Source organism: Erwinia sp. (genome assembly GCF_031978025.1).
GTDB lineage: Bacteria > Pseudomonadota > Gammaproteobacteria > Enterobacterales > Enterobacteriaceae > Erwinia.
On record NZ_DALZCD010000150.1, the window covers coordinates 1 to 10,478 of the forward strand.

A 10,478-nucleotide genomic window follows, 5' to 3' on the forward strand; every position below is an offset into this window, starting at 1 on the left:
ATGAAAAAAGAGGTTATAGCCTACAAAGGAAAATATAGGGTTGGCACTCCAACACATGACCTAAAACCCGTAACCTTTAGAGAAAGCCCTATTAATGCTCTTCAGGAATTTGTAATGGATTTTGCTGCAGAAAAATCCATGGATACTGTCATGAAAATAAGAAATATGTTTACATATCTGACGAATACTGAGGAAACCCCACCAAATGTGAGAAGAAAACGTGGCATTGAATCCTTTAACGACTACCTAATGGATGTCGGTAGGCTTATTTTAAATCAAATATCCCCGAAATCGTTTTACAACAAGTATAGGGGCCTTTATGGTATAATAAATGAAAATATGAATATTATCACCAGCCAGATGTTAACCAATATCCCTATTGATGATCTACAATTCGCAGATATTTTCCTGGAAATTTTATCTCTTGATGATAATGCATTTAAAAAACTTTTCGCCCAAAAAGAAGATGACTTAAAAATTAGTAGTGAAAAAATATTTTTTTCTCAAGATAACTCCGTGGAGGAGAATAAATTACTGAGTGAAACTGAATTTAATAATAATCAAAGGGAGGAATTAGTAAAAATCATTGAGGACAGGCTGGGTTTAACTGGCGCGCAAAAGTTCCTCGTCCCCCGTGATTGGTCAGAATTTGGAGAATCAGGAGATGTTTATTATTATAATGGAAAAAATAAATATTTCATTATAAAGAAAGAAGGCATCCCCAAATTTCATTCCTGGGACTACCCCGATGATGGGATGGATAATGAGGAATGGATTTATGCCGGTACCCATCCAGGCACGCTGGGTCAGCCAAAAGGGTGGTGCGAATATGGTAAAGCTGGTTCAGTATATTATGGGAGAAAGGAAGGCTATATATTATTAAAGGAAGATGGAAGGCCATATGACCATGTATGGTATTATCCTACGGATGGTCAGTCAAATGATAAGTTCGAATTCATTACCCGGAAAGTTGGCGATTTCAGAACTCCATATTCATTTGAAGAGTATGGTTACGCAGGAAGTGTATACTTGCTTGATGGCACGTATTTCATATTAAAATTCCCGGGCATACCTGGTGAAAATCTCTGGCTCTATCCTGATAACAAAAAAGATAATGAACACTGGATTTATGCAGGTGAACATGAAGGATGTATAAACGATCCAAAAAAATGGAATGAATATGGAAAGCCCGGAAGTATTTACTACGATATAAATTGTGGGTATTTAATGCTCAAAATTGAAGGGCGTCCATCAGATAACAACTGGCATTTCCCATTATTTGGAAATTCAGATGAAATATGGCAATTTATATCATGGGAGATAGGAACATTTGAACATCCGAGAATTTTCAGTACCGAAGGTCTGGCCGGTGAAATTTATTATGACGTGAAAAATAGACGTCATTTTATTTTGAGGAAAGATGGCAAGCCATCGACTAATAATTGGTCTTATCCTAATGCAGCTCAAGATAATTACTTTTGGCAGTTTATTGATAAAAACTCGCCACAGTCACATTATAATGATCACGTTTGAAGTGTTTCCCAGTGTAAAATTTTATCCCGAAAGGAATTATCAATTAAAAAAATAGCCAGAGCGTAGCACGCCCGCGGCGTGAGCGGCGCTGCTGCGCAGCTTCGGAGAAAGGTAATAGCCCGTGATCCGAAACTGCACTGAAACCAATACCCGCAGCGTGCTCCGGTAATTACATCAGCAGGGTAATAAGTGGGGAGCGTCGTTATCTCTACACATTCGTCAATAAATGATTAGCTTCCTGGAAGGAGTCCAGGAACGGTTGTGTCAATGCAGGCCGTAACGGCTGGCGATCACAGGCTTGCCGGTATTTTTACCGACGGTGACTTGCGTCGCTGGCGGCTTAAGGGGGGCAATCTTTGTGCGCAGGGTCAGAATGCGATGACATCCCCCGGCTTCAGTCTTTCCGCCGCTCAGCTCGCCGCTGAAGCACAGGCAATATTCCAGGAAAGGAAAATTTCTGCAGCGCCCGTTACCTCTGACGTCGGGCAGATTATCGGCGCGATTAATACCCACGATATTCATGAAGCCGGCGTTTGAGCCGGACATAAGCGCCAGTGCTGTTTGATGGTTCCTCGCCTGTAATGCGCCTTTATCCGCATTAACGGTCTAAACAGTACGACGATCACTCTTTTCGAAATCGAACGTGGAACTTTCCCGAACGAATAAGTAACCTTCCTTTTTGATGCTAAATGTTAACTTTTAGTTAAAAGCCATAAGGGAACCATCGCATGAGTACTTTATCCACTCCCAGACTGCGGGCGCAGTGTGTTGCGGAGTTCACAGGAACCGCGTTAATTCTCTTCTTCGGCACGGGGTGCGTCGCTGCCGCTAAAGTGGCTGGTGCTTCGCTGGGCCAGTGGGAAATCAGTATTATCTGGGGGCTGGCGGTGAGTATGGCCGTGTATTTTTCAGCAGGGCTGTCCGGCGCGCACCTGAGTCCGGCAGTCACACTCGCTTTCTGGCTTTTTGGTGATTTTGATAAACGTAAAGTGCCTGCTTATATGGTATCGCAGGTGGCGGGGGCCTTTTTCGGGGCGGCAGTGGTTTATATGCTTTACCAGAACCTTATTGTGGATGCCGAACAGGCTCATCATATCGTACGCGGCAGTAAAGAAAGCCTTGAGCTGGCAGGAATTTTTTCTACCTACCCCAATCCTGCCATCTCGGTTGGCCAGGCCTTCCTGACGGAGATAATCATCACAGCGATTTTACTCGCAGGACTGATGACGCTGAGCGACGATCTGAACGGTCTGCCAAGGGGAGCGCTTGCGCCACTGTTAAGCGGTTTACTAATAGCGGTTATTGGTGCATCGATGGGCCCCTTAACCGGTTTCGCCCTCAATCCTGCCCGCGATCTGGGCCCGAAAATCATGGCGTGGATGGCTGGCTGGGGTGAGGTTGCCTTTACCGGCGGCCGCGAAATCCCGTATTTCCTGGTGCCTGTTTTTGGCCCTCTTATCGGAGGGTGCCTGGGCGCCGCCGCATATCGCCTGCTGATCTCCCGTCATCTGCCTCAAAGCACTGCCGGCGTCGTCGCCTCTTCAGTTAAAAAGTAACCTAAGGGTCAAAAAGTTTTCAATCTTCTTCACCCGAAGGCGCCTGACAGAAATAAAGCTCGCATAAGCGCGAGCTTTATTTTTTGTGCAGTCATCCACACGGGACAGGCGCCCTTTGGTCATGGATTTGTGCGTTAAGCCTCAAGGTTGCTGTGACAACCTCTGTGTGACCGTCCGCGTTTGGCACACAGCGGACATCGACGCAACTTGACCAGGGTGAAGCAAAAGATGCTTACCGAAGCCGTCGCTATTCAGAATTACTGACTGTTCTTGCATTTTTCCCTGAACATTTGGCCCATCAGCACGCCGGAGTTCATTCATCCCATTATTGAAACTAAAATATTGAAACTAAAACTACCTTCCGACTGGGGCGTCCGGTGTTTGGCAGGAACCTTACTGGTAAGCATTCCCGCAACTTCAATATGCGGCAGCGTCACTTTTTCCATTATTTATGCTTCATCAGGGAGAAGAGAAGGGAGCAAAACAAACACTTTATGTTCCAGGCCTCTCTGTTCTTCTATTTTTTCATCAGAAGCCCGCATTGCAGGTATTTTTTCACCATACGGCAGATCGGAGAGAGTTACATGCATTCAACAGAAAGATTAATTACCCGATCGGCAGAGGCAATGGTGGAAGGCCGATGAGCGATGATTACACGGGTGATGTTCAGACCGCGTATAGCCGTATTAATCAGCGCTTCATTATGTTCGTCCAGATGACTTGTTGCTTCATCCATAAACAGTATGCCGGGCCGTCGATATAAAGCTCGTGCAATAAATACACGCTGTCGTTGTCCGCCTGATAATCCTTCGCCGAGTTCGCCGGTCAGCGTATCGTAACCCATGGGCAACGCCATAATATCATCGTGGATATGGCTGAAACGGGCGCACGCTTCAAGCCACGTGTCATCAGGTATCTCACTGAATCCGCTAATATTTTCCCGCAGCGATCCTGCGAATAGCCGATCTTCCTGGAGGATGCAGGATACAGCCCGACGATAGCTCTCCACTCCTCCTGCATAAATATCTTTGCTATCCGCCATCACACTTCCTCCTGAAGGCGGTACAAGCCCACACAGTATTTTCATAAGCGTGGTCTTCCCACAGCCTGAGTGCCCGGTAATAGCAACGCTTTCTCCGGCAGAGACAGTAAGATTCAATCCCTTAAGCACCATCGCAGACTGTGTATCATGACGGAATACGATTTCCTTCGCGTCCAGCGCGATAGCCTTACCCGGTTTAAACTGTTCCGTTAAAGATGACGTGGGTTCAGGAGGAGTATGCGCAATATCTGCAATCCGCTCGCCATGTAACGACAGCATCCCTAAGCGTAGAAACATATCGGTAAGGGAAAGTGCGCGTCCCGTAAACATCTCTCTGAACACACCAAACGCTACAAATGCACCTAATGAAAGACTGTGTGTCATCACGGCGCTGATACCCAGCCAGAGGATAACAATATTATCCAGGGCTGCGGTCAGCCCGCTAACGGCATTAAACAGAATATCGAAGCGGCGGCGGTTAACGCCGGCATTTGCAGCTTCAACTTCCAGCGTCAGCCAGTTTCGTCCGCGCTGAGATGCCAACCCCTGTGCCCGGAGGGTGGCAATGCCCCAAAGCGACTCGCTAAAATGCGACGCGGCCGTTGCGTTTTTTATCAGCTGTTCCTCAGCCAGCTGGCGATAGCGGGGAAAGGTTATTAAACGCATTAAAACCGCTATCAACACAAAGCCAACCACCACGCAACAAAGCAGAGGCCCCCCGTAAACCGCCAGCAGGATCAGCGAGCCAGTCAACATAATGCCGTCTATGATGCTACCGGTAATATCGTGAACAAAGCAGTCCCGCAGAATGCCAAGTGAGGCAAAACGGGACTGTATATCCCCCATTCTCCTTTTTGAAAACCAGGGCAGGGGAAGCGACAATAAATGTCTTAATAATCCTTCTTTCCACTGAATGTCTGTCAACGTGTCCGTAACCATCACGGTCCAGGAACGAAGCAAATTAAGACCTGTTTGCAGCAAAATTAGCGTCCCTAAAGACAAACAAACCAGCTCCAGGAGTCCGCGATCGGAAGAGGGCACAACATGGTCGAGGGCAATCTGGGTACCTATCGGCAACAGCAGACTGATACATTCGGTCATAACAGACAGACAAAATACTTTAACCAACGCCGGGCCAAAACCGCTGATGCCGCGTATCAACTCTGTAGGTCTGACCCGTGATGACTTTTTCTGGCGGCTAAAATTACGATCGGGCCATAACTCCAGAGCCGCACCAGTAAAGCTTTGCGACAGCGTCTGACTGCTGACCGTTCGTCGACCGCATGCGGGATCGTGGATAATAGCCTTATCACCTTTGAGGCTAACTAATACAATGAAATGACTGAAATTCCAGTGGAGCACACAGGGTAACCGCAGTACTGAAAGTTCTTCCAGATCCAGCGACAGTGCCCGCCCGGCCAGCCCAAGGTTGCCAGCAATGGCATGCAGAGTGCCCAACGTTGCCCCACGGGAAGAGAAGCCACTTTCACTGCGCAACGTAAATAAATCTGTATGGTGACCATGCCAGCCTGCGATCATAGCCATACAAGCCAGGCCACACTCCGCAGCCTCGGTCTGCAGGATGAGAGGGACACGACGACGAGGGGAGAAATTAAGACGCCTCTGTAACCAGGCCAATTTTTCATTATGCATTGATTGCTCCGCGCGTGCTGTCCCGCATGTCATAAAGTGGTGCCAGTACCCACTGCCACAGCCGTCGTTTTTCCAGAAAAAGCGTGCAGTCTGCCCGAAGTCCGTTCCCCGCGTTAAGGCGTTGTCCCTGCCAGACAAAATGTGTCACATCGGGCGTAATGGTCAGCCTGTACCATGTTTGTGAGACGCCGCCGGTATCGGCGAGAGGTGCACCAGGCCAGAGCAAGCGTTCCTGAAGACTCGCAGGCGTGGTCGAGATCTCTGCAATACGTCCCGGGAACTGCCCAAATTTCTCCGATGGGAAAGCGTTATAACTAATATTGACTGGTGCGCCAGTTTTGAGAAAAGGCAGGGCGCTATCGGGGATCCACATCACCAGCTCCCAGTGCGGCGTTACGCCCGGAATAATTTGCGCCAGCGCATCGCCAGGATGGGTAGCTTGTCCCTGAGTCAGACCGGCCGTATCAATACGCCCGTCAACCGGAGAAGTAATCAAAAGCGTCCCGGAAGCATCGTCTTCTGTATTCTGACGCGCCAGAACGCTCCTTTGCATTTCCATACGAAAAATTTCGTTATCGAAATCCGCAGCACGCGTACGGATATCGCCTTCAATCGCAAGTAACTGCAGCGCATTTTGTTCCCGCTGGCCGCTTAGCGTGAGGTGATCGTTTTGCTGCTGATAGAAAAGGGATGCCTGCTGGGAAAGCTGATCGCGATTAATTAATCCTGCCTGCTGATAACGTCGATAGCTGTCCATGTTTTGTTTCATCTCTTTCAGGCCTGATGCTGCCTGTTCAAGAATTTTTGTGGAATGTTCAAACGCTGTGGCATAACTTTCTTTTTCCTGTTCCAGAGTGGCAAGAGTAATACGCCGGTTTTCACGCAGGCGCTCGATAATACTGTCGACGATCCGGATCTGATCCTGCGTATTTTGTCGATGCTGCACGCTAACTACGCCCGAGCGGGTTGTACGACTGATATCGATTTCATACAGCGGTTGGCCTTTTTTAACATTATCTCCTGTATTGACAAACCTACTGATAATGAAACCTTGCTCGGGGGAGGTGACGGCAACAGGACGGGGCACGGACGCCAACTCACCACTTACGGTTACGCGACGGGTATAGCTACCCAAAGTCAGAAGGAGAGTAAGTGACAGCAGAAAAAGGGCGGTAATAAGCAGATGTATCCAAACGGGGAGCCCGCGAACCAGTAAGGCTTTTCCTTTCCACGCGTTTGTTCTGTGTGCGATTGCCGACTGGCGATAAAGAGATCTATTCATGTTACCTTGCATGCCTGAGAACCAGGTAGATGTTCTGTAAGCAACAAACCAGAGTATGCGGCGACCGGTACCTGCCGCCGCAAAAGGCTAAAAATTAATGCTTACCGCCCCGATCGTTACTTCTACTACTGTTGCTTCGTCCTGATTTTGAATTACCGCCGTTACCTCTGCCTGCATCCGGTGCGTTAATGCCGCAGCCCGCATGAACACTCACAGATGTTGAAGAGCCACCGTGACCGTCGTGCGTAGAAGAGTAGGAACCGCCAATTGAGCAGCTACCAATTGAAAAACCACCAGCGACCACATCCATTTCATTTAAAGAAAGTTCACGCATTGTTACTTCTCCTGATTACAGTAATGGGCAAAGATGACGTGCTTTTTTCTCATTGACATAAGCCATTGAGAAGGTGTAGTGGCAAAAGAGATATTCTTTATGCCAAATCTTTTCATATCTTCTGGTGAATATGAAAACCATTTTTCTGGGAATTCTTCGTGATAGTTCTTCTGGAGTTGAGGACAAAAAGCTATATCCCTCTTTACGCCAATTTTTTTATAAAAGAGGTGATCTTTTTTTCTTAGCTGCTGATACTCTTTAAGCCTGAAAAAATCATCAGGTCTCATGTTGCCGGAAATTTCAAATTCTTTCTTAGGGCTATCAATCCCTCCATGCCATAAAATATAAGAATCCTTTCCAATATATTTGTGGTTACCTGCTACAAAGATATAGTTGGCACATGCCGAGGCACAGACACTGCGCAGCTCCACATCTAACCCATTTTTTATAATATATATCCCTATCAGCATGGCATTTTCCATATCGCCACCAAGACTGTTAACAGAGAAGGTTCTGATTTTTTTTCCTCTGGTTTCCTTTAAAAATAGAAAATATGATCCTTTGGTTATTTCGCCATCGTAATAAAGGGTGTCACCTTTTACTGTTATTTTTGGAGGATCATTAAGTACGCTCTCATCTTGAATGTCTATTTTTCCGCTATTAGATAATGCGCTAATGCTGAAAAAAAGAGTGACAATGAAAACAAAAGTATTTTTTATAGAATTGTTGTTTGTTTTTTTTAGCGTGAAATTACCTGACATTTTTACCTCTAAGATAAAAACTCTCTTTCAGTCTGCACTGGTTTGCAGCCCTTAATGGATTTGTAAGGTATGTTATTTTTGTGTTCTTTTTAAATGAGAAAATGTAAGTAAATGTGATTTAATAGTTTTTTTAATCAGTATTTTTGATGAAAGAAGGTGTTTAGCAATGAAATAATTAGAATGTATCATACCTTATGCCTTGGTTCATCGATTCATATGATCTCATATTAGGATTAATGCTTAAGAATTGGCTCCAAAAAAAATGAACAATAAATCCTTTGTTCGGAATAAAAATTTAGAGGAATAAAATGAAGATAGCGCTATTTACTGTTACCTGGGTGATATTAACCATCCGTTATTTTTATGCCATGTGCTAATTTGGAGAACATTGTTCCCATCAATGGGAATAGTGCGAACATAATATTATTGATAGCAGAAAATTTTATGGACGTTTACTTGTCCGAAATCAAGGAAAAAATGGAAATGTCACTGTGTACTGATTTATTTCTGCAGAGTGTTAAAGGCGTTATTTCTCAACTCCTCGCTATCGGCCCGTATGCCGTCCTTTTGGGCGTTCAGGCTTCTCGCACGGGCAGTCCCCGCTGGCGTCGGGACTGATACCGGGCTGAATTTTGCCAGCGGATCGGCGTTTGCCGCCATACAGCACTGACATAATCCGCTGCCAGGGCTGACCATTATCCTGTTTATCTTTCTTATTAGCAGCCGTCACATCATTTTGGGTGCAGTACTCGCACACTACGTCAGGAATCTTTCCCGGTGTAAGGTTCTGCCAGTCCTGTTCTTTATGGTCGGTGAGGGCTGGGCAGTAGCTTTCGCACGGATGAAAAATGCTGCCACCATGCCGACAGACAGATGCCTGACCTCCCTGATTTTACCCCGTTAATCACGTTTAATGCCTCGGCCTCTGGGCAATAGAGCATCCTTAAAAATCACTATTTGCTTATTTTCTGATCAATGTATACATTGTATACATTGCTGGCGAATTGAGCTGAGGAAAACATGAGCCGAAAAAATAATGTAGTGACCGTAAGATTAACGGATGAGCAACTGAAGTTTTTCACCGACTGGAAGGAAAAATTAGAGGAGGAAGCAGGGATTGATGTTCCTTTGGGAGCCGTTATCCGCAGGGCATTAGATGGCACTATTCAGATGTATAACCAACATCATGACGCCCGCGCGAAAATAAATCCGGATGAACGCGTTGCACGAACACAAGGTGCTAACGCATACATCCGTGACTACAAGGCGGGGAAATAATCATGACCATCATCGACAGTAAAGCCCATCACGCTGGATTCAGCGAGCACTATGCCGATAATGCTAAGCCAGTATGGGATATCGGTCACCCGCAAAAGCCTTTCATTGAGAGCGCCTCTGTTATACGTGGGCCAATCTTAGACATTGGCTGCGGTACGGGCACGCTTGCCGCTTATTTTGCAGAGCGTGGTGAAGACGTTACCGGAATTGATTTTGTCGAAGAGGCTGTCGAGCGCGCTACCGCAAAGGCGAAGGCGAGGGGACTTAATATCGACTTTTTGGTGAAAGACTTCTTCACTCTGGGCCGTTGGGATCGGAAGTTTCGGACCATTATTGACAGTGGACTGTTTCATATCTTTTCAGGCGATGCGGTGAGAAAGGCGGCCTACCTGGATATCGTCAGTAAATTACTCAGCGAGAATGGTCGACTTTATGTTCTGGCCTGTAAAAAACAAACCGGCAGGGATGCAGGTGTTAACGCTGATGAGATTTTTGATACTTTCCGTGAACGCTTTATCGTTGAGTCATTACATGAGTTTGAGGCCGAAACCGTCATTGGCGCAGCGGAAAACGTGCCTGGCAAGCAGTGGCTAAGTTATTTCGCAGTGATTAAAAAACGCTGTTAAAGAGGCCTGTATTTCTGTCAGGAACCGAGGTTACAAGACAAAAAAGAATAAAGTTCTGCTGTTTTTGATGGCGCGTTCATGCCTGGCGCGAAGCAGACAGGCTGTAAAGTTGCAAGTCCGTTATGCGTGCAGAAAGGCGATTTTAGTGACGGTCAATATGGAGTAAAAATTTTGTGACTGGTATTAGAAATCAGGGCCATTTTTACTAAAAAAACATAGCCAGTCAAAAATGATCTTTATTGCTGACAGCCGCAGGGTTCAGGAGCTTACTGACGCACAAGAAGACGCACCTGCTTACCTCGATAAGTCACATATCTTCGAAACTCGAAACCAAAACGCTCAGCTAAATAATTTGAGCGTTTGTTTTCCTCATCAATAATGCAGCACAAAGGAGAAGAGAATGTCCTGTCGGC

General features: G+C 46.2%; 8 protein-coding genes and 1 pseudogene. 5 read left to right on the plus strand and 4 right to left on the minus strand.

Going from position 1 to position 10,478, the window contains the following annotated elements; translation table 11 throughout:
• From RTK32_RS13035 to RTK32_RS13045, 3 genes and pseudogenes are all read left to right on the plus strand, one after another.
• A pseudogene (locus RTK32_RS13035) lies at positions 1-1,533 on the plus strand (glucosyltransferase); the annotation flags it as partial.
• 267 nt (positions 1,534-1,800) lie between these two features.
• Complete coding sequence (locus RTK32_RS13040; RefSeq protein WP_312044609.1) at positions 1,801-2,070, plus strand: CBS domain-containing protein; 270 nt, start codon at positions 1,801-1,803, stop codon at positions 2,068-2,070.
• 191 nt (positions 2,071-2,261) lie between these two features.
• Positions 2,262-3,089, plus strand: a complete 828-nt coding sequence (locus RTK32_RS13045; protein ID WP_312044595.1) for an MIP/aquaporin family protein — start codon at positions 2,262-2,264, stop codon at positions 3,087-3,089.
• Between the two features lie 580 nt (positions 3,090-3,669).
• Here the strand turns inward: RTK32_RS13045 and RTK32_RS13050 are convergent.
• The 4 genes from RTK32_RS13050 to RTK32_RS13065 form a co-directional block, all read right to left on the minus strand.
• Positions 3,670-5,784 (minus strand): peptidase domain-containing ABC transporter, encoded by a 2,115-nt coding sequence (locus RTK32_RS13050; protein WP_312044597.1) that lies wholly within the window; start codon positions 5,782-5,784, stop codon positions 3,670-3,672.
• Entirely contained in the window at positions 5,777-6,730 is a 954-nt protein-coding gene (locus tag RTK32_RS13055; RefSeq protein WP_409451091.1) for an HlyD family efflux transporter periplasmic adaptor subunit, read from the minus strand. The genes RTK32_RS13050 and RTK32_RS13055 overlap by 8 nt, the downstream gene beginning before the upstream one ends.
• 430 nt (positions 6,731-7,160) lie before the next feature.
• On the minus strand, positions 7,161-7,400 hold the full coding sequence (locus RTK32_RS13060; protein ID WP_312044601.1) for a hypothetical protein: 240 nt from the start codon (positions 7,398-7,400) through the stop codon (positions 7,161-7,163).
• A 2-nt stretch (positions 7,401-7,402) separates the two neighbouring features.
• Positions 7,403-8,161: a hypothetical protein gene (locus tag RTK32_RS13065; protein WP_312044603.1), complete on the minus strand. Its 759-nt coding sequence runs from the start codon at positions 8,159-8,161 to the stop codon at positions 7,403-7,405.
• A gap of 1,020 nt (positions 8,162-9,181) precedes the next feature.
• On the opposite strand from RTK32_RS13065, the gene RTK32_RS13070 reads away from it, so the two are divergent.
• Both RTK32_RS13070 and RTK32_RS13075 read left to right on the plus strand, forming a co-directional pair.
• Positions 9,182-9,439: a hypothetical protein gene (locus RTK32_RS13070; RefSeq protein ID WP_312044605.1), complete on the plus strand. Its 258-nt coding sequence runs from the start codon at positions 9,182-9,184 to the stop codon at positions 9,437-9,439.
• A gap of 2 nt (positions 9,440-9,441) precedes the next feature.
• Positions 9,442-10,065, plus strand: coding sequence for a class I SAM-dependent methyltransferase (locus RTK32_RS13075; protein ID WP_312044607.1), 624 nt, complete (start codon positions 9,442-9,444; stop codon positions 10,063-10,065).
• The last annotated feature ends 413 nt before the right edge of the window (positions 10,066-10,478 follow it).